We start from the raw sequence: 20682 nt of genomic DNA, 5'->3' as shown, positions 1-20682 counted from the left end.
GATTATAAATGGATATCTCAGAACTTCTCGCATTCTCGGTTAAGAATAACGCATCCGATCTACACTTGTCTTCTGGTTTGCCACCTATGATCCGCGTACACGGTGACGTACGACGCATCAATTTACCGCCACTAGAACACAAAGATGTGCACGCGCTTATTTATGACATCATGAATGATGGTCAGCGTAAGCACTTTGAAGAAAACCTCGAATGCGACTTTTCGTTTGCGATTCCTGGCCTCGCGCGTTTCCGTGTCAATGCATTTAATCAAGAACGCGGTGCAGCGGCGGTTATGCGTACGATTCCATCCAAGATTCTGACACTAGAACAACTCAATGCACCAAAATGCTTTGCCGAATTTGCATTGAAAGCACGTGGTTTGGTGTTGGTGACGGGACCAACTGGTTCTGGTAAATCAACCACACTGGCAGGCATGGTGAATCATGTCAATGAAAGTGAATACGGCCATATTCTCACCGTAGAAGATCCGATTGAATTTGTCCACGACTCGAAAAAATGCTTAATCAATCAACGTGAAGTCGGCCCACACACACATTCATTCTCAAACGCTTTACGTTCCGCACTGCGTGAAGATCCTGACGTGATCTTGGTGGGTGAATTGCGTGACTTAGAAACGATACGATTGGCACTGACCGCAGCAGAAACCGGTCACTTAGTGTTCGGTACTTTGCATACTTCGTCAGCAGCAAAAACGATCGACCGTATTATCGACGTCTTCCCTGCCGAAGAAAAAGAAATGGTTCGCTCCATGTTGTCCGAATCCTTGCAAGCGGTTATCTCCCAAACTTTATTAAAAACCAAGGATGGTTCTGGTCGTGTTGCCGCACATGAAATTATGGTAGGTACACCAGCGATTCGTAACTTGATTCGCGAAGCGAAAGTCGCACAAATGTACTCGGCAATTCAAACCGGTAGCAATGTCGGCATGCAGACTTTAGATCAAAATTTATCGGATCTTCTACGCCGCAACGTGATTTCAGCTGCAACCGCGAGAGCTGCTGCGAAGATCCCGGATAACTTCCCAGGCTAATCTGCGAATTGCCCACCACTTGTTGAGAACACATAAAATTTAGTAGAAGGAAGTTTCATGGAACGCGATCAGGCCACCAAGTTTATGAATGATTTGCTCAAACTGATGTTGAGCAAAAATGGTTCAGATCTTTTTATCACCGCCGATTTTCCACCAGCTTTTAAGATCGACGGTAAAGTAACTCCGGTCTCCAATCAAGTGTTGACGACCGCGCATACGGTTGATTTAGCGCGCGCGATTATGAACGATAGACAGGCATCGGAATTTGAATCGACCAAAGAATGTAACTTTGCGATTAACCCACCTGGACTTGGTCGCTTCCGCGTCTCTGCCTTCTTGCAACAAGGGCGCGTTGGTATGGTGTTGCGGACGATTACTTCTGCCATTCCTACTTTTGAAGAATTAGGACTGCCCAATCAATTAAAAGAAATCGCGATGACCAAACGTGGTCTGGTGATTATGGTTGGTGCGACAGGCTCAGGTAAATCCACCACATTAGCAGCAATGGTTGGACATAGAAATGCGAATAGCTACGGTCACATCATCACGATTGAAGACCCAATTGAATATGTCCATCCACACGGCAATTGCATTATTACGCAACGTGAAGTTGGTATCGACACCGATGACTGGGAGGTAGCGCTGAAAAATACGCTGCGTCAAGCGCCCGATGTGATTCAAATCGGTGAGATTCGTTCACGCGAAACGATGGATTTGGCGATTGCGTTTGCCGAGACCGGTCACTTATGTTTGGCGACACTACACGCCAACAGTGCCAACCAAGCGCTTGATCGCATGATCAACTTTTTCCCAGAAGAGCGTCGCGCGCAGTTGTTGATGGATTTGTCTTTGAACTTAAAAGCGGTGATTTCTCAGCGCTTGGTTCCCTTACGAGGACGCAAGGGGCGTATTGCCGCGATTGAGATCATGCTGAATTCACCTTTGATTTCTGATTTGATTTTCAAAGGCGATGTCCACGAAATCAAAGAAATCATGAAGAAATCAGAAGAGTTAGGCATGATTACTTTCGATAAATCACTGTTTGATTTACATGAAGCCGACTTAATTACCTACGAAGATGCTTTGCGCAATGCTGACTCTGTCAACGAACTTCGTTTGGCAATTAAGCTACGCGGCAAAGATGCAAGTAATCGCGATTTATCCGCAGGCACACAACATTTAGGTATTGTATGAGCGCGCTAGCATTTGATGCAAAGCGGCTTAATGGCGATCATGTCGACCTCAGCGAATATGCTGGCAAAGTCGCTTTGATCGTCAACACCGCGAGCAATTGCGGTTACACACCACAATATCAAGGCTTAGAAACGCTGTATCAAGAATTTGCACCCCAAGGTTTCGTCGTCTTGGGTTTCCCTTGCAATCAATTTGGTCAACAAGAACCAGGGGATACAGCGCAAATTAGTCAATTCTGTGAACGCAATTACGGCGTCAGTTTTCCGATGTTTGAGAAAGTTGATGTCAATGGGGAATCCGCGCATCCGCTGTTTCAATATCTGAAAAGCCACGCCCCCGGCGTTTTAGGCACAGAAATGATCAAGTGGAATTTCACCAAATTTTTGCTACGCAAAGATGGCAGCGTATTTAAGCGCTACGCACCACAAACCACGCCAGCCGAAATTCGCGAAGACATTCTGCAGTTACTGGCAGAGTAGACGAACAAATCAATGGCTAGTAAAAAAACTAAAGCTTCATTTTACTAGCCCTACTTTGTATTCCGTGACGACATAGCCGCAATCAACTTTTAATCTCGCAGCCATTTTTGCATATGAGGGAAAGCACGAATCTTGTGCAGAGCAGCTTGCTGCTCATCGACACATAACCCCATCCATTGCAGCAGAGGTAATCCAATGTATTGCCCGCGATTGAAGTTGTCGATCAACCACGCCGAATCGTTTTTATAACCATTATCATGAAATACTACTTCCAGTGGCACGCCTAAATGCAAGGCTGCGGCATACGACCACAGCACTGCAGCAATTTCTTCACCATCGGTTGGCCATGGCAATTCGAGCGCATCACTACCCACTGCCGCACGTTGCGCCGCAGTAGTCACTGCTAGGTGTCCGGCCTCATGTAATAAATCACCGGGATACTGCATTTTCTTGACATCAAGATAAATACAATTCGGGCCTAAATCTAGACCGGGGAGAAAAGTCGGGTGATCTAATCGCTTGGGGATAATCGCGATACCCAAACTTTCAATAAAATCGCACATGACTTGCTGGTATTTCTCACCGTCATTCATCATTCACTTTCCCTAATTCACTCGATGCTAAATACTTTCTACAATCAATAAAAATTACAATATAGTAGTGCGTGGACGTGTCTAGACATATTTTTCCTGTTTGGTTTAAATCCACGAACACTTTGCTGACTGTGACTATTGATCAATGCTAACAAGGATCTATTCACATTTAACACGCATAAAATTGTCATTCCATTCGACGAGAGAATACCTTATGTCATTTCACTTCAGAAAAGATTTCTTAATAATTATTGGATTATGCGGGCTCGCATCAATTGCGCAGGCGCAGATTTATGAGTGCAAAGATGCACAAGGTCGCAAGATTATGGCGAGTCGCTGCCCTGCTGGCAGCACGCTAGTAAAAGAAGTTGAGATCACTCCAGTTGCGAATGGCTTAGGCGCTCAACCGACTACAAAAAAACCAACGCAAAGTTTGTGGGCCAAAGAAATTGAATTTAAAGAGCGACAAAAACAAAAAGAAGAACAAGAAGCGCGCGAGCGCGATAAGCGACGCGCTGACGACGAGAAATGCTATCAAGATAAGAAGCGTCTAATCACGCTGGAGAACGGACTACCGATTATCGTCCGAGAAAATGCGCAAGGCGAACCGATTTTTATGGAAGATGAAAAGCGTCAAGAAGAAATTAAAAAAATTAATCAAAAATTAAAATCTTGTCGCGACAACTAACAATCAGGACGATTTACCCGATCGTCCTGCAGCAAACGAATTGCAGAATTCTTCAATTTGTGGTCTAATTGCAACATAGTTGCACCCCATTCCGCACCGAGGCTCAAAATTCATTCCACCCTGACTTCCATTATTTTCACGACCACGATTGCTGGCGTGTTGAGTATCAGCTTTGCTGCCATTTTCTCGTTCACTTTACTTTCCAAGTTAGTCGAGCGCATGGTCAGCTTGTCGGTAGGGATAATGTTGTCAACGTCTTTCCTACACGCTTTGCCGCGCGCTTTCGAAGCAGGAACCGATCCGCGCTCGCTATTCGCTTGCCTATTAGGTGGCTTACTGGCGTTTTTCTTGTTAGAAAAATTTGCTGTGTTACGACACTCCCATCACCACGAGGGCGATGGACATCATCACGAACATGGACATGATGCGCATGAAGCTGGCAAATCAGGTTGGATGATTTTGATCGGTGACGGCTTACACAATTTCACCGATGGGATTTTAATCGCCGCCGCATTTCTAGCTGATCCTAGCTTGGGAATCGTGACCGCCTTAGCGATTATTGCGCATGAGATCCCGCAGGAAGTCGGCGACTTTATCGTTTTACTTAATGCCGGATTTAGTCGTGCCCGCGCTTATTTTTACAATCTTATTTGCAGTCTGATGTCGGTACTGGGTGGAGTGATTGGCTATTACACACTTGATCAAGCCAATTCACTGATTCCTTATGTGTTGGTACTAGCGTCATCAGGATTCATTTACATCGCCGTCAGCGATTTAATGCCGCAAATGCAGCGCCGCGCCAGTTTAAAAGAAACCATACCGCAAATTATTTTAGTCAGCGCTGGTGTTGCGCTGGTTCTGTTAATGACCCAGCATCTACATTAATTGTTTATTGCGATCCGCTTGCAACTGGACGTTTTGCATCAGCGCACCATTCACTCCAAGACCCCGGATACAAAGCCGCACCGGACAATCCTGCAACTTCCATTGCCAGTAAATTATGGCAAGCAGTCACACCGGAACCACATTGCATAATTGATTTGCTCGGCTCAGTGATCAAGTCCAACCATTCTTGACGCAATTGCTGGGCTGATTTAAATCGACCATCTGCCTGTAAATTATCCTTAAAGAAGCGATTCTTCGCACCTGGAATATGTCCGCCAACTGGGTCGATGGTTTCATTTTCTCCGCGAAAGCGATCTGCTGCACGAGCATCAATCACTTGATGTTGCAGTTCTGAACTCGCCGATAGATTATTTAAAACATCGTGTACATTCACTTGCTTGGTTAATGTAGGTCGTAACGCAATATTCCCTACGGAATTTTGTGCCGCCTCGGTTTGCAGCGGATTGCCATTAGCAGTCCATGCACCGATACCGCCATCCAAAACCGCAACCGATGCATGACCAATCGAACGTAGCAACCACCAGAGGCGTGCAGCGAACATGCCACCATGCGCGTCATAAGCGACCACTTGGGTATCGTTATTGATACCAAAATGGCGCAATGTTTGTAGTAGGTCATCAACTTTAGGCAAAGGATGACGGCCAGCGAACACACCATCTGCATCATATTTACTGCCGGACAAATCGCTATCCAGATTGGCAAAAATAGCGCTCGGAATATGGCCCGCATCATAAGCATTTTTACCCGCTTGTGCATCCATCAAATCATGGCGGCAATCGACAATCACTAGATTCTTTTGACTTACTTCATTACGCAATTGCGCGGCAAGTTGTTCGGCACTAATTAAAGTCGTCAACATAGATTTTCCTTAGGTAGTTTTGTTGGTAGCATCGGGCGCTTCAGTCTTAGCACTGGCACCACTATTAAATGAAGACGCTATCATACCGCTTGCTAAAATTACTGCAATTCCCAACCAACTGATCCAACTCAAATTCAAGTTCCAAATCATTACATCTAATGCACTTGTGAAGACGATACCAACATATTGCAGATTCGCCGCAACCAAAGGATTGCCAAGTCGGTATGAACGGGTCATCGCTAATTGCGCGACCATCGCGAATATCCCTACACCAAGCAACAATGCAATGCCTTTTGGCTCGAACAAATGATGATTCACATGAGCAGCTAATTGCGATTCTGTAAAAGTATTGAAGTGCCAGAATTGCCCGAGTAATCCCATCGCGGTACAGACCAACGAAAAATAAAAAACCACTCGGTATTCAGGCTCGCCCGCAACCCCCATTTGTCGGACTTGAATATAAGCGAGTGCAGCGATAAAACCAGAACAGAGAGCGATCAAACTATCGAATAATTGATCTGCACGTATTGTCGGGCGCAGCAACATCACAACGCCAACAAAACCCAACAAAATCGACCAAACTAAATGAGGAGGCAAATGCACCACATCTTTGCCGCGATTTTTCCACCACGAAGTCGCAAACAAAATAACGGCAACCCAAATCGACGACATATAACTAAGCGTCACGGATAAAGATAAGGGCAGCTTAGAAATAGAGTAAAACCATAACCAAAGTGAAGTGACACCAAAAATGCCGCGCCAAACGTGACCTCGAATCATTGAGCTACGCAGCGTTCCATTTTGCCAACGCATAATCAAATAGATACCAATCACACCAATTGCACCGCGATAAGTGACGATCTCTGCTGTGTTGTAGGTTTCAGAGGCTAGTTTGACGCAGACACCCATCAATGAAAACAAAAAGGTCGCGACCAACATCCACAGTGCTTGCATACATCCTCTTTAACTGAATTGACTATTCGTTTTATTAAACTGGAGACAAAAAAACTATGGGGAAGCATTGCTTCCCCATAATCTATCTACATTTAGAACTGCATCTTACTTCGATACCATTCATGGAAATGCTGCATGCCATCTTCCATCGGTGATTGATATGGACCGACTTCATTTTGTCCACGATTGAACAAAATCTTGCGTCCAGCATCCATGCGCATGCCGATTTCATCGTCTTCGATACAGGTTTCCATATACGCCGCACGTTCAGCTTCAATGAACTCACGCTCGAACAAAACGATTTCTTCAGGATAATAGAACTCAACTACGTTCTTGGTTCTACCTGTTGCGGTCGGCCATAGCGTTGATACCACCAAAACATGGGGATACCATTCGACCATGATATTCGGATACAAAGTCAGCCAAATCGCACCGTATTTTGGCGGTTCGCCACGACGGAATTTTAAAACTTGCTCTTGCCAAGCTTGGTATTTCGGCGAACCAGATTTTAATAAACCTTTGTGCACACCCACAGTTTGTACACTGTAGTCTTCACCGAATTCCCATTTCAAATCATCACAAGTGACAAAGCTACCCAATCCCGGATGGAAGGGTTCAACGTGATAATCCTCGAGATAAACTTCAATAAAAGTTTTCCAGTTGTAATCACATTCATGCACTTCGACGTGATCGAGCATGTAGTCGGTAAAATCCAAATCCTTGGTGACCGACAATTGCGCCATCTTTTCCATCACGTTGTAGCCATTTTGTTCGAACAGCAAACCATTCCAACTTTGCAGTGGTGTACGTGAAAGATTTAAACAAGGTGTGTCTTTAAAATGCGGCGCACCAATCAGCTCACCTTTGAGATCGTAAGTCCAACGATGCAATGGACAAACGATGTGATTGGTGTTGCCTCGCCCTGTCGTGCCTGGGCCGCCAAACATTAAGGCTTGACGATGACGGCAAACATTCGACAGTAATTCAATACCGTCTTTGCCGCGCACCAGCATACGCCCCTCATTCTCTGAAGCGAGGGTCGCATAATCACCGACATTGGGAACCATCAATTCATGACCAACGTAACGCGGGCCAGATTGAAATAATTGTTTGATCTCGCGCTCTAATAAGCCTTGATCAAAATACACATGCACCGGAAGTTGCGCGTCAGAACGCGCTAATGTAGACAAAGAAGCCAGATCGGACATCCCCACCCCCCAAATTAATTTGCACCAACTTGGGGCGTGTTGACATGTGATTTAGGTAAGCGAATGTGCGGAAATGGGCGCAGGGCTAGGCGCAAGCTGTGCCGCAGTGCTGGCACTGTCAGCAGCTTGCAACGACGCCATGCGCCCATTTCAGCCATTCCCGAAGGGTTCGTGTCAAAACGCACGATGGACAGCGTTGCATCTCTTGCTGAGGCGGCCTGCCGCAGCGGCGAGATGCGCCTTGCCATCCTGCGTTTTGACACGAACGCTTGCCTAAATAACATGTCAGCACGCCCTTAGAGAGAAAGAATCCACAAAAACCTATTTTCGATTGATTTTCACCAAAGTCGAAAATTCAAACAAGGAACAACAAGCGACTAATAAAAAGCACTTGATGAGGAAATTTTGGACAGAACGCGAGATTATACCCGAAACCCTTGCTAAGGTCTTGTTTTGCTTGAGAATAGTCAGTTAGCTAACTTTAGCAAACACCAGCGTAGACAGTTAGAAGCTTAATAGGTAGATAACATCTAAATAAAAACAAAAAAGGCTTTTATCAGGAGCGGCATCTGCCAGTTCAACTACACTAGCATCAGCGTCGTACTCAATAAACGCATCACAAAAAATTCATGCGAACTTAAGCTGACATTAATCTTTAACCGAATCGCGCGCACTCGGTAAAAATTTGGCAATCGTTGCTAGCAAATCATCTTCGGCCACTGGCTTACTAAGAAATGCATCGCAGCCAGACCAATTGGCACGCAATTTATCAATGATTGAAGATTTACTGGTTAGCATCACGACTGCAGAGGATTTTGTCTTCGCATTGGCTTTTATACGTTTGCATACTTCATAGCCATCAATCCCTGGCATCATAATATCGAGAAATATACAGTTGTACGGCTTGATGTCGGCCTTTGCAGCGGCCTTCTCCACCGCTTGCTCGCCTGTTTCTGCAAAATCGACATCAAATTGAAACGGTGATAACTTGATGCGCATAAATGCCCGCACCGTCGCACTATCGTCAACAACCAACACTGTTTCGCGTGCTGGTGCCTCCACCACGACGGCAGCCACAGGTGTTTTTTGATCGCTTGAACGTCGCAAGGTGGCGCCATCCCAATGCTCATTAGCAACAACGCGTGCACTACGCTGTTGCAACGCTCTTTGCATCTCTTGATCAAGATTTTCAAACAAGCGCATCCAATGGATAGGTTTACTCACAAATGGCCAGGGTGTCTCGACTGGCGTTCTGCCAATTACCACGGCTGGCGAGTGTGCATTTGGCACGCCGATATCGCGACGCGCTAAATCGGCTAGTGCCTCAGGATTATCTGCGTTGATCAAATAAATATCAGCGCGACCATCGCCCTCACCTGCCTCAACATAAGACATCTCACGACGACTGGTAAGACGGAAAGTGGATGTCAACATGCTTTTTTCGGCATTGGTAAATCCACGCATTTCCAAAACAAATCGGCGACTAGTCGGTGATGCAGTCGCCATCGATGTAGATTGATTCATTGCTTAACCTGCTTATACTTTTTTAATTTTCAGTGGTCCGCTCATACGATAAGCATACAACGAGAAGTGGGGTGCGCAGTAAAGGTTCCCGACAGAAGGTAGAAAATCGAGCAAAAATCTGTGGGATTTTTCACCGGAATTATTGAATTCACCGCGATTTGAGAAAATTTGAGAAATTTTGAGAAATTTACACAACACCGAACTTCATCAAAAAAACAAACCAACAATTAACAGAAAAATTTTATTGAAACAGGGCAACAAAATCACGTACAACTTGATCCGGTTGTTCTGCCAAATACACACTGCTTATCGCTGCCACCATATGCGCGCCTCGCTTAATCAAAGGCCGTGCTAACTCCACCGTCATGCCACCAATCACAACATGCGGCAAAGTCAATTGCGCTCGCGCAGATTGCACGATACTAGGGCAAGTGGTCACAGGATATTGCTTTACCGCAGATGGATAGAAACCACCAAAAGCCACATAACTCGCGCCCTGCAATTGCGATAAATGTGCGGCACCAAGATCACCATAACAAGAAGCACCAACGATTTTATCTGGTCCCAATATGGCGCGCGCCTGCGCTACTGACACATCATTTCCACCAACATGCACGCCATCGGCATCTAATTGCTGACTTAGATGCACAAAGTCATTCACAATAAATGGAACTGCATACTGTCTGCACAAACTTTGCAATGCACTAGCCTGCGCATAGCGCAATTCAACACTGGCCGTTTTATGTCTGTATTGCAGCAAGCTTACCCCTGCCGCCAATGCACGCTCGGTTACTGTCAATAATTGATCAGTATCATCCCAATTTGGCGTTACCAAATATAAACCTCGCAGCTGTGGTTGCTGATCTGGGTGAAAATCTTTCCTTACATTCATTCTCTATCCTTTTGCAAAACTCTGGCCGGAATCGCTTGCCCAGCCGCGATGGAATATGCCTGCTCCAAACTACTTTGTACATAGGCCTGTGCTGTCGCCAGACTTTCTTCCAGAGTCTGCCCCAATGCCAATTGAGCAGCAATCGCCGCTGCTAAAGTACAACCAGTTCCATGAAACTCTCCGTCTAATCGAGGCCAACGCCATGATCGTGCATGAAAATTCTGTCGATGCTGATGTTGATATTGATGTTGATGCGGATGTTGATTATGCAGTGTCGATTGTTTTAGTTGAGCATGCGGATACCAACTATTCATAATCTCCTCACCCTGCGCATGCCCTCCCTTGAGTAGCACATCGCAATTAAACTCTGTGCACAAACGAATCGCTTTTAATTCATCTGTTCTCTCTGTGGAAACTAAACGTCTTAACTCGGGCAAATTCGGTGTAATTAAGGTTGCGCGACGTAATACCGCTTGCACCGCCACCACCGCATCATCAACAGCCAAAGCATGACCACCGCCGCTACCCAACACAGGATCAACAACTACCGGAATATGTGCTTGAGATGCTTGCAGAGTCTCGACACATTGCGCAATTGCATTTGCATTTTCTTGCGATCCAACGATACCAATTTTTACGGCAGCAATTGGAATATGCGCGAACAATTGCGCAAACTGTGCGCGTAAAATCTTTGCATCCACAGGATACACGGCACTCACCCGATTATTGTCCTGCACAGTGAGCGCAGTAATAATCGTTAAGGCATGCGCCCCCTGTGCGGAAATCGCTTCAATATCCGCCTGAATTCCCGCACCACCGCTGGGGTCGTGTCCTGCAAATACCAACACAGATGGACGCTGATCCAATCGCCTTACTACTGTCATCAAGTCTTTTTCCATCTAAGTTTAATTGGCTTTAACACCAAGCATGCATAAGTAAAATTCAATCGGGTAATCAAACCACACGACCAGCCATTGGAGACGATGGCGATGCCGCAAACTTACGCGCAATTCGTCCAGCTAAGTAAGCCTCACGTCCGGCTTCAACCGCTAAGCTCATCGCACGTGCCATACGAATCGGATCACGTGCCCCAGCGATTGCGGTATTCATCAACACACCATCACATCCGAGTTCCATCGCAATCGCTGCATCAGACGCAGTACCAACACCGGCATCAACAATAATAGGAACCTGCGCCTGCTCAATGATCAAGGACAGATTCCAAGGATTCAAAATACCCATACCAGAACCGATCAAGGAAGCGAGTGGCATCACGGCGACACAGCCAATATCTTCCAACATACGCGCTTGGATAGGATCATCACTGCAATACACCATCACATCAAAGCCCTCTTTCACCAACACTTTCGCCGCTTCTAATGTTTCTGGCATATTCGGGAATAAGGTCTTTTCATCACCCAACACTTCGAGCTTACACAACTTATGTCCGCCCAATAATTCACGACCAAGCTGCAAAGTATAAATCGCGTCTTTCGCGTTATAGCAACCTGCCGTGTTTGGCAAAATGGTGTACTTCGACATCGGTACCACATCGAGCAAACTCGGTGTATTCGGATCTTGACCGATGTTCACACGGCGAATCGCCACTGTGACGATTTCTGCACCGCTCGCCTCGGTGGCTAGCTTGGTTTGTTCTAGGTCTTTGTATTTGCCGCTACCGACTAAGAGACGTGAGCTATAGCTTTTGCCTGCTATGGTTAGGCAGTCTGATTTTGCTTCTGTTGTCATTTTTTGTCCTGGTTTGTTTTTACTCACTTATTTGTATGAAACCCATCCCCATCCCAACCTTCCCCTTGAAGGGGAAGGAGCGTTCATCGATAAATACAATCTTTAGAACCGGAATGTTCCCTCCCCTTCAAGGGGAAATTGGTGGGGTTTCGCAAAGCTAGCTTTGCGCCACCAATTTCTAAGCCGCTTGCAAGCGGCGCAGTGGACGGCTAGGGTGGGGATGGGTTTCCCTTAAGGTCACTCAAATTCCTTTTTCCTCAACTGCACCTGTCGGTAAATCTCCTCCACCACGTTCTCCAATTCTTCTAACACCTGATTATTCCAAAATCGAGGAACAACATAGCCAGCATCATTTAGACGCATCGTTCTCTCGTTATCATATGGAATTGCCTCCGCGTGCTGCGAGCCATCTAACTCAACAACCAACTTCAATTCAAGACAGACAAAATCTAAAACGTAATTCAAGAAAGGATGCTGCCTCCGAAACTTCACACCCAATTGTTCACCGCGCAAACGCCACCACAACAAGCGTTCAACATCAGTCATCGACTTGCGTAGCCCACGAGCATTCTCAGTCATCTGGAAGTTGGAAGAGTTTCGCATAATGGTCACCCGCCACCAATCGCCCGCACCACATCCACCTGATCACCTGTTTGCAAGATATGCTGCTGCCACAGCGCACGACCTATAACTTGACGATTAACCGCAACAGCAATGGCTTGATTACCCAATTGCAGTTCATTAATCAAGCTATACAAATCCGTTTCTGGCAACAAAACACGTCGCTCGCCATTGAGCTGAATTTCCATCACAATTTCCATCGGAGCACCTAGGATTTTTTATAGATTTCAGCGCCAGATTTAACGAACTCAATCGCTTTGACTTCCATACCTTTTTTAAGCGCTTCGATCTCGCTGATGCCTTGCGTCGCGGCGTAGTCACGCACTTCTTGCGTAATCTTCATCGAGCAGAAGTGTGGGCCGCACATGGAGCAAAAGTGTGCGACTTTGGCCGAATCCTTCGGCAAAGTTTCATCGTGAAATTCACGTGCTTTGTCAGGGTCTAGACCGAGATTAAATTGATCTTCCCAACGGAATTCAAAACGTGCTTTCGACAAAGCGTTATCGCGAATTTGTGCGCCAGGATGCCCCTTCGCTAAATCGGCGGCATGGGCGGCAATTTTGTAGGTAATAATGCCGTCTTTCACATCGACTTTATTTGGCAAACCTAAATGTTCTTTTGGTGTGACGTAGCACAGCATCGCGGTGCCGTACCAACCGATTTGCGCGGCACCGATACCGGAGGTAATGTGATCGTAACCCGGTGCGATATCCGTGGTCAGTGGTCCCAAGGTATAGAACGGCGCTTCATGACATTGCTCTAATTGCAGATCCATATTTTCTTTGATCAAATGCATGGGCACATGACCTGGACCTTCTATCATCACTTGCACATCGTGCTTCCACGCGATTTGTGTGAGTTCGCCTAGCGTTTTTAATTCACCAAGTTGGGCTTCATCATTGGCGTCGTAAATCGAACCTGGGCGCAAGCCATCACCTAATGAGAAAGACACGTCATAAGCTTTCATGATCTCGCAAATCTCTTCGAAATGCTCATACAAAAAACTCTCTTTATGGTGGGCGAGACACCACTTCGCCATAATCGAACCACCACGCGAGACGATACCCGTCATACGCTTGGCTGTCATCGGCACGTACTGCAAACGCACACCCGCGTGTATCGTAAAATAATCAACGCCCTGCTCAGCTTGTTCGATCAAAGTGTCGCGGAAAATTTCCCATGTTAAGTCCTCGGCTTTGCCATTCACCTTTTCCAAAGCCTGATAGATAGGTACAGTTCCAATAGGTACTGGCGAATTACGGATAATCCATTCACGTGTTTCGTGTATGTGTTTACCTGTCGACAAATCCATCACATTGTCACCGCCCCAACGGATCGCCCACGTCATTTTTTCGACTTCTTCACCGATCGAAGATGTGACCGCGGAATTGCCGATGTTCGCGTTAATTTTGACTAAGAAGTTACGACCGATGATCATTGGTTCTACTTCAGGATGATTAATATTCGCAGGGATAATTGCGCGACCACGCGCGATTTCGTCACGTACAAATTCAGGCGTAATCTGCGCTGGAATCGCTGCGCCAAATGATTGACCTGGATGCTGACGCCCCATCATTGCAGCGAGTTTTTCACCCATAGGACCAGCGCTTTTTAGATTGTCTAAATATTCTTGACGCCGCATATTTTCGCGTATCGCGACAAACTCCATCTCTGGTGTAACGATACCTTGCCGCGCATAATGCATTTGCGTGACGTTCTTACCCGCTGATGCACGACGCGGTTTGCGCTGCAAATTGAAACGCAATTCATGCAGCTTAGGATCATGCAAACGCTCTATGCCGTATGCAGAACTTGGACCAGCTAATTCTTCTGTGTCATTGCGTTCAGCTATCCACGCGCCACGCACGGAAGCTAAGCCAGAACGAATATCGATTTTCACATCAGGATCGGTGTACGGGCCAGATGTATCATAGACATAAATTGGCGGATTTTTTTCTGCACCAAACATCGCTGGCGTATCGGCTTGCGAAATTTCGCGCATAGGAACGCGGATATCAGGACGACTACCTGTCACGTAGATTTTGCGAGAATTAGGTAAGGCTTGAATAGCGGCTTCGTCAACCTTGGCGGTGGCGGACAAGAATTGTGGGTTGGCGTTCATTTGGCTCCTTTGCTTTATCGATGGCACGGAGCCAGCAAAGGAGTTTCCAAATTAGGCGATGGCACACCTCAATTTGGGTGGCATCACGGCTTTGGCTGCTTCCCTTCGCTGGCATTATCCAGATCAGGTTCAAGGGTATTTCTCACCCGACAAATACAAACTCGTCAGGACCCCTAGCGTTTAAAAATCATTAGCAATAATCTTATTGCCGGCGCATTATATCTGCGATTGAAACTATTTCACAAGCACTTCCTTATGCTTGGTTAGCAGCGTGATAGCCGCTCACTGTGATCGGTGCCAAATCTTGTGGTGGCCCGATGACTTCGATAATCTCCACCATATTGTCTCTAATTGCTGCAGCCAAATCATGGGTTAAAGTTGGTAGAGCATCTTCATGCGGCACCAATAATCTTGCCAAACCATAAGCACGATTTCGTCCATGCGTTTTTCCCAGATACAAAGCCATATCGGCAATTTGCAGGGCCCGTTCCCAATCGCAAAATTCTTCTGGCACATCCGAGAATGGCACCGAAATAAATCCTGCTGTCACCGTCACCGGTATCGTTACCGCACCGTGAGTAAACGGCTTGTCACCAATCGTTTTTAGCACACGTTCGACCAAGCTAGTGATTTGTTCAGGATTAGATTTCGGCGAATAAATCAAGAACTCTTCTCCGCCCCAACGCATCACCATATCTTCATCACGCACCACATTCTTCAAACGTGTCGCGACTTCTTTCAACACAACGTCACCAATCGCATGACCCCAGGTGTCGTTGATGTTTTTAAAGTGATCGATATCCATCAGCACCATACAATCAGGATTACGATATGCACCCTCGCGACGTTCATTCTCAACGCGACCGGTGCGATTAACCATCAAATTAATGAATGAACGACGATTGTGTAAACCAGTAAGCGCATCACGCACTGCATGGAATTCCAACTGCGTATTCACTTCCTGCAATTGCGCATTGAGTTTCTTACTACGACGGTACAGCATGTAAATAAAACAGCCACCAAAAATACCCACCAAGGAAGCAAGCAAAGCAACCATTTGCTTTAGGCGATGATTTTTAATGTCCGCATCTTTGAGGGCATTATCTTTCGCCAGAATTTCTATCTGGCGCTTTCTTTGCTCGCTATCAAACTCTTCTTGTAAGGCAGCTACCGCTTTCGCACGATCAGATTGAAAAATCTCATCACTTAATTTTTGCTGCTGACGCACTTGCTCTAAAGCTTCTTTATACCAACCAGCTGCTTCATACATATGTGAAAGTTCGCCAATGATGGTCTCTACATCTGACTTCGCATGATTCTTATCAAAGTGGGCGATACTTTCTTTTACTAAATCTCCACCCTGCTTTACTTTACCTTGATAACCCAGTGCTAGGCCTAAATTCACCTTTGCGCCAGCAACACCCCAGGTATCGTCCATTGATTCTGACTTTGCCATCGCCTCGCGCGCATAGGCTTCAGCACGTTTGTAATCCTTCTTAATCAAATATTGATCAGCAATATTAAACAAGGCAAGCGCAACCATGTAAGGCAACTTTTCTTCCTTAGCAACCCTCAAGGCGCTCTCATATTCTTTCAAAGCCTCGTCGTTTCGCTTCAAACTACTGAGCGCAACACCGCGCGAAATCGAGATCTCCACAAAAGCTTTAGGCGCAATACTTGATGATGAGACCGCTAATGCTTCGGTGGTAGCGGTAAGCGCCTTTTCTGGATCTTTCATTTGCAAATACAAACCTGAAATCAAACCCCAAGTCGCCATCTTTGCCTGCATTTGGCGACGCGGAAGCTGATCACTCAATTTCAGCATATCAAGATACTGCTTGAGTGCCTGATCGAAGCGGAAATTGCTACTATAAAAAGCAGCAAGTGTTGCGCGATAACGGAACTGCGCATTGATGTTGTCACTATTCGCAACTTTGTCAGCCATCTTTTCTAGATGCGCGACTGCCGTTGCAAAACCCGATTTTTCGAAGATGTTATAAGCGTCGTAAATCTCTAAAATCAATAATGCGTCTTTGAGTTGCACTTGCTTCGCCAAGTTTTCTAACTCGGTAAGCGTTTGTCTACCCAGCTTGGTATTTCCAGCATCGAAATACAAACTACTCAACACCGATAAAGTTTCGAGGCGCACTGCAGGTGAAACGTCCGCTGGCAAGTTTTTTTTAAACTGTAAAAGTTGACGCAAGCCTTCTTCATTATTGCGGTCAGATAAAGTTTGAATCGTATCAAGCTCTTGCATGATGGCTTTGTCATCGGCTTTTCCTGGAAAAGCGATACACATCAATAGAACCAACACCGAAATTTGCCACAAAAGATAATGTTTTACACCATGAAAAACACGTAACTTTCGAATACCATTGAACGCGGATTTATGGAAAAAGTGTCTCATGTGCTTATTACCTTTTTCCCTTAGCTTTGATCCCAAAAGCAATGTTTTGATCATAAAGATAAGAGCAGTTTAGCTGTTTGTTTTTATAAATTTTTAGATGTGCTAATGCTAGCACTTTCCTAAAAGCATCTATGCTTTTTTTTGACAGACTCTCTTATAAGCCACAGTTTTAGTAGGTTTGCACGATTTTTCATTATTTAACAAGCTAATGAATAAATTATGTTGTGATTCGCGCTTTTTAATATCGCCGAATTGAGTAAAAATTTATTAAAAATAAATTTGATGTCATTTGGTTAGCACTTTCCAACTCAAGTATTCATCTCAACCATCTACTCCTCATACCAAAAACTAACATCAATTTACTTTCTTGCTAATTACCCTCACGCGCCAATAAAAATTAATACAAGACTAAGCCAAGCAAAATGATTTAAACCATTTCTAATCAATGCAGAAGATAAAGAAAATTAATGGCTAGACATAAATGCCAATGAAAACTTCGTCCCTAACATCGTAAGCAACATAGAAATCTAGGTTTATAATCAAGGGTTTCGCCAATCAAATATTCGAACCCCAAGGTCTTGACCACAATTGAGGTTCGCACTAACTGAAAGTTTGCATATACATCATGGAATTAGCCAAGTCTTTTGAACCCGCCAACATCGAATCCTTCTGGCGCACCGAGTGGGAAAAACGCGGATACTTCACCGCGACAACCGATGAATCCAAACCTTCATTTAGTATTCAACTACCACCACCTAACGTCACTGGCACTTTGCACATGGGCCATGCGTTTAACCAAACGATTATGGATGGCTTAACACGCTACTACCGTATGCGTGGTCACAATACGGCATGGGTGCCAGGTACAGATCATGCTGGCATCGCAACACAGATCGTGGTGGAACGCCAGCTCGATGCACAAAAGATTTCTCGTCACGATTTAGGCCGTGAGAAGTTCTTAGAAAAAGTCTGGGAGTGGAAAGAAAAATCCGGCTCCACGATTACCGGTCAAATGCGCCGCATGGGTGCTTCTGCTGATTGGAAGCGCGAATACTTCACGATGGATGCAGAGCGCTCCAAAGTGGTCACCGAAGTGTTTGTACGCTTGGTTGAACAAGGCTTGATCTATCGCGGTAAACGCTTGGTCAACTGGGACCCAGTTTTGGGCACAGCGGTATCCGATTTGGAAGTGGTATCGGAAGAAGAAGACGNGGTTGCGACCACACGTCCAGAAACTTTGCTCGGTGACGTCGCCGTGGCAGTTGATCCAACTGATGAGCGCTACACCGCTTTCGTTGGCAAGATGTTGAAACTGCCTTTGACTGATAGAGAAATTCCCGTCATCGCTGATAGCTATGTCGACAAAGAATTCGGCACGGGTTGCGTCAAGATCACACCAGCACATGACTTCAACGATTACGCCGTTGGTCAACGTCATAACCTAGCTCTGATCAGCATCTTAACTTTGGATGCGAAGATCAATGAAAATGGCCCTGCTGCTTACCAAGGCATGGACCGCTTCGTCGCACGTAAGCAAATGGTGGCGGATCTCGACGCCCAAGGATTGCTCGAATCAGTCAAGCCACACAAACTAATGGTGCCACGTGGCGACCGTACCAATGTCGTGATCGAACCGATGTTGACTGACCAATGGTTTATGGCGATGAGCAAACCTGCTCCAGAAGGAACACACTTCCCAGGCAAATCGATCGCTGAAGTCGCACTCGAAAAAGTTGCTAACGGTGAAGTGAAGTTCGTACCAGAAAACTGGAACACCACGTACAACCAATGGCTCAACAATATTCAAGACTGGTGTATCTCTCGCCAATTGTGGTGGGGCCATCAAATCCCAGCATGGTATGGCGACAACGGCGAAGTCTTCGTGGCACGCAATGAAGCAGAAGCCAAAGAGAAAGCCGCAGCCGCTGGTTACACCGGCGCATTGAATCGCGACAACGACGTGCTCGATACCTGGTTCTCTTCTGCACTCGTCCCATTCTCGACCATGGGCTGGCCAGAGTTGACAGTAGACAGCAAACTGTTCTTGCCGTCTTCAGTATTGGTCACCGGCTTTGACATCATCTTCTTCTGGGTAGCGCGTATGGTCATGATGACGGCGCACTTCACTGGCAAGGTGCCCTTCCATACCGTCTACGTGCATGGCTTGGTACGCGATTCTAGCGGCCAAAAAATGTCTAAGTCTAAAGGCAATACGCTAGACCCTATCGATTTGATCGACGGCATCAGCGTAGACGATTTGGCAGCCAAACGTACTGTCGGTTTGATGAATCCAAAACAAGCAGCGAGCATCGACAAAGCAACACGCAAAGAATTTGCTGATGGCATTCCCGCTTATGGCACCGACGCTTTGCGCTTCACCATGGCGAGTTACGCATCCTTAGGTCGCAACATCAACTTCGACTTAGGTCGTTGCGAAGGTTATCGTAACTTCTGCAATAAATTGTGGAACGCGACACGCTTCGTCTTGATGAACACCGAAGGCAAAGATTGCGGCTTCACCGGCACAGCCAGCGACAATGATCTCGATTACTCACAAGCCGATAAATGGATCATCTCCACACTGCAACGCACGGAAGCAGAGTTAGAAAAAGGTTTCGCTGACTACCGCTTCGACAATATCGCATCCGCCATCTACAAATTTGTATGGGATGAATACTGCGATTGGTATTTGGAAGTAGCGAAAGTTCAAGTACAACAAGGCAGCGAAGCACAACAACGCGCCACCCGTCGCACTTTATTGCGCGTATTGGAAGTGACACTGCGTATGGCGCACCCAGTGATCCCATTCGTGACCGAAGCCTTATGGCAAACAGTCGCACCATTGGCAGGCAAAACGCTGAAAGCCGAAGGCGACTCCATCATGATGCAAGGCTACCCATTAGTGAATGCAGAGGCGATCGACGAAGCAGCCGAAAGCTGGATGGCAGGCCTCAAAGCTGCAACCGACGCCTGCCGTAACTTGCGCGGCGAAATGCAATTGTCTCCAGCGGTGCGCGTACCACTGTTGCTGCAACCAGCCAACGCTGCAGACAAAGCACGCATGGAAAGCTATGCACCTTACATGGCAGCCTTGGCGAAATTGTCCGAAGTGCAGATCATCGACACCCTGCCAGATTCACCAGCCCCAGTTTCCATCGTCGGTGAAACTAAGCTGATGTTAAAAGTAGAAATCGACGTCGCCGCAGAACGCGAACGCCTGTCGAAAGAAATGGCCAAACTCGAAGCTGAAATCAACAAGGCACAAGCCAAACTCAGCAACGAAAGCTTTGTGGCACGTGCGCCGGCTGCTGTGGTCGAGCAAGAGAAAGAACGTGTTGCTGGCTTCTCTGCGACTTTGAATAAGATGAAGGAATCGTTTGCTAAGTTGGGATGATTGTTTTTTTGGTTGGGTTGTAAATGCAAAAAGCGCTTCG

At 46.2% G+C, this 20682-nt stretch carries 18 protein-coding genes and 1 riboswitch; of the genes, 6 read left to right on the top strand and 12 right to left on the bottom strand.

Annotated features, from left to right (window positions below; translation table 11 throughout):
- Window positions 1–8: 8 nt before the first annotated feature.
- From IE103_RS16635 to IE103_RS16625, 3 genes are read left to right on the top strand one after another with little or no spacing between them, the layout of a single operon-like run.
- On the top strand, window positions 9–1052 hold the full coding sequence (locus tag IE103_RS16635; protein ID WP_189347318.1) for a type IV pilus twitching motility protein PilT: 1044 nt from the start codon (window positions 9–11) through the stop codon (window positions 1050–1052).
- 57 nt (window positions 1053–1109) lie between these two features.
- Window positions 1110–2246 carry a PilT/PilU family type 4a pilus ATPase gene (locus tag IE103_RS16630; protein WP_189347316.1) on the top strand — a complete coding sequence of 379 codons (1137 nt, stop codon included), beginning with the start codon at window positions 1110–1112 and terminating at the stop codon, window positions 2244–2246.
- Window positions 2243–2725, top strand: coding sequence for a glutathione peroxidase (locus IE103_RS16625; protein WP_189347314.1), 483 nt, complete (start codon window positions 2243–2245; stop codon window positions 2723–2725). Before IE103_RS16630 ends, IE103_RS16625 begins: the two co-directional genes overlap by 4 nt.
- Before the next feature lie 89 nt (window positions 2726–2814).
- Here the strand turns inward: IE103_RS16625 and IE103_RS16620 are convergent, their stop codons facing one another.
- Complete coding sequence (locus IE103_RS16620; protein ID WP_189347312.1) at window positions 2815–3321, bottom strand: hypothetical protein; 507 nt, start codon at window positions 3319–3321, stop codon at window positions 2815–2817.
- 211 nt (window positions 3322–3532) lie between these two features.
- Here IE103_RS16620 and IE103_RS16615 point away from each other — a divergent pair, with 211 nt between their 5' ends.
- Entirely contained in the window at window positions 3533–4006 is a 474-nt protein-coding gene (locus IE103_RS16615) for a DUF4124 domain-containing protein (protein ID WP_189347310.1), read from the top strand.
- A 156-nt stretch (window positions 4007–4162) separates the two neighbouring features.
- A complete protein-coding gene (locus IE103_RS16610; protein WP_229827330.1) occupies window positions 4163–4891 on the top strand; it encodes a ZIP family metal transporter in 729 nt (242 codons plus the stop codon).
- A 4-nt stretch (window positions 4892–4895) separates the two neighbouring features.
- Here the strand turns inward: IE103_RS16610 and IE103_RS16605 are convergent, their stop codons facing one another.
- The 11 genes from IE103_RS16605 to IE103_RS16555 all read right to left on the bottom strand — a co-directional run bounded on the left by IE103_RS16605 (window position 4896) and on the right by IE103_RS16555 (window position 17248).
- Window positions 4896–5771, bottom strand: a complete 876-nt coding sequence (locus tag IE103_RS16605) for a sulfurtransferase (RefSeq protein ID WP_189347309.1) — start codon at window positions 5769–5771, stop codon at window positions 4896–4898.
- 9 nt (window positions 5772–5780) lie between these two features.
- Window positions 5781–6725, bottom strand: a complete 945-nt coding sequence (locus IE103_RS16600; RefSeq protein WP_189347307.1) for a DMT family transporter — start codon at window positions 6723–6725, stop codon at window positions 5781–5783.
- A gap of 92 nt (window positions 6726–6817) precedes the next feature.
- Window positions 6818–7933: an aromatic ring-hydroxylating oxygenase subunit alpha gene (locus tag IE103_RS16595; protein ID WP_189347305.1), complete on the bottom strand. Its 1116-nt coding sequence runs from the start codon at window positions 7931–7933 to the stop codon at window positions 6818–6820.
- 648 nt (window positions 7934–8581) lie between these two features.
- On the bottom strand, window positions 8582–9457 hold the full coding sequence (locus IE103_RS16590) for a response regulator (RefSeq protein ID WP_189347303.1): 876 nt from the start codon (window positions 9455–9457) through the stop codon (window positions 8582–8584).
- 241 nt (window positions 9458–9698) lie between these two features.
- Window positions 9699–10349, bottom strand: a complete 651-nt coding sequence (gene thiE / locus IE103_RS16585) for a thiamine phosphate synthase (protein WP_189347302.1) — start codon at window positions 10347–10349, stop codon at window positions 9699–9701.
- On the bottom strand, window positions 10346–11233 hold the full coding sequence (gene thiD / locus IE103_RS16580) for a bifunctional hydroxymethylpyrimidine kinase/phosphomethylpyrimidine kinase (RefSeq protein ID WP_189347299.1): 888 nt from the start codon (window positions 11231–11233) through the stop codon (window positions 10346–10348). Before thiD ends, thiE begins: the two co-directional genes overlap by 4 nt.
- A 70-nt stretch (window positions 11234–11303) precedes the next feature.
- Window positions 11304–12098 carry a thiazole synthase gene (locus IE103_RS16575; RefSeq protein ID WP_189347297.1) on the bottom strand — a complete coding sequence of 265 codons (795 nt, stop codon included), beginning with the start codon at window positions 12096–12098 and terminating at the stop codon, window positions 11304–11306.
- A 237-nt stretch (window positions 12099–12335) separates the two neighbouring features.
- On the bottom strand, window positions 12336–12701 hold the full coding sequence (locus tag IE103_RS16570; RefSeq protein WP_229827329.1) for an endonuclease domain-containing protein: 366 nt from the start codon (window positions 12699–12701) through the stop codon (window positions 12336–12338).
- A 5-nt stretch (window positions 12702–12706) separates the two neighbouring features.
- Window positions 12707–12907 (bottom strand): sulfur carrier protein ThiS, encoded by a 201-nt coding sequence (gene thiS, locus IE103_RS16565; RefSeq protein ID WP_189347296.1) that lies wholly within the window; start codon window positions 12905–12907, stop codon window positions 12707–12709.
- A 20-nt stretch (window positions 12908–12927) separates the two neighbouring features.
- The gene (thiC, locus tag IE103_RS16560) at window positions 12928–14841 is read right to left on the bottom strand and encodes a phosphomethylpyrimidine synthase ThiC (RefSeq protein ID WP_189347294.1); all 1914 of its coding nucleotides are present in this window, start codon (window positions 14839–14841) and stop codon (window positions 12928–12930) included.
- Between the two features lie 83 nt (window positions 14842–14924).
- Window positions 14925–15026, bottom strand: a riboswitch (TPP riboswitch).
- Between the two features lie 68 nt (window positions 15027–15094).
- Window positions 15095–17248 carry a tetratricopeptide repeat-containing diguanylate cyclase gene (locus IE103_RS16555; RefSeq protein ID WP_189347292.1) on the bottom strand — a complete coding sequence of 718 codons (2154 nt, stop codon included), beginning with the start codon at window positions 17246–17248 and terminating at the stop codon, window positions 15095–15097.
- 625 nt (window positions 17249–17873) lie between these two features.
- Between IE103_RS16555 and IE103_RS16550 the strand changes: the two genes are divergently transcribed.
- Entirely contained in the window at window positions 17874–20642 is a 2769-nt protein-coding gene (locus IE103_RS16550) for a valine--tRNA ligase (protein ID WP_189347291.1), read from the top strand.
- Window positions 20643–20682: the final 40 nt, after the last annotated feature.

Source organism: Affinundibacterium macrobrachii (assembly GCF_014652415.1).
Taxonomy (GTDB): Bacteria; Pseudomonadota; Gammaproteobacteria; order Burkholderiales; family Burkholderiaceae_D; genus Undibacterium; species Undibacterium macrobrachii.
The sequence above is the reverse complement of the archived record's forward strand: the minus strand, read 5'-3'. Positions and strand labels throughout refer to the sequence as shown.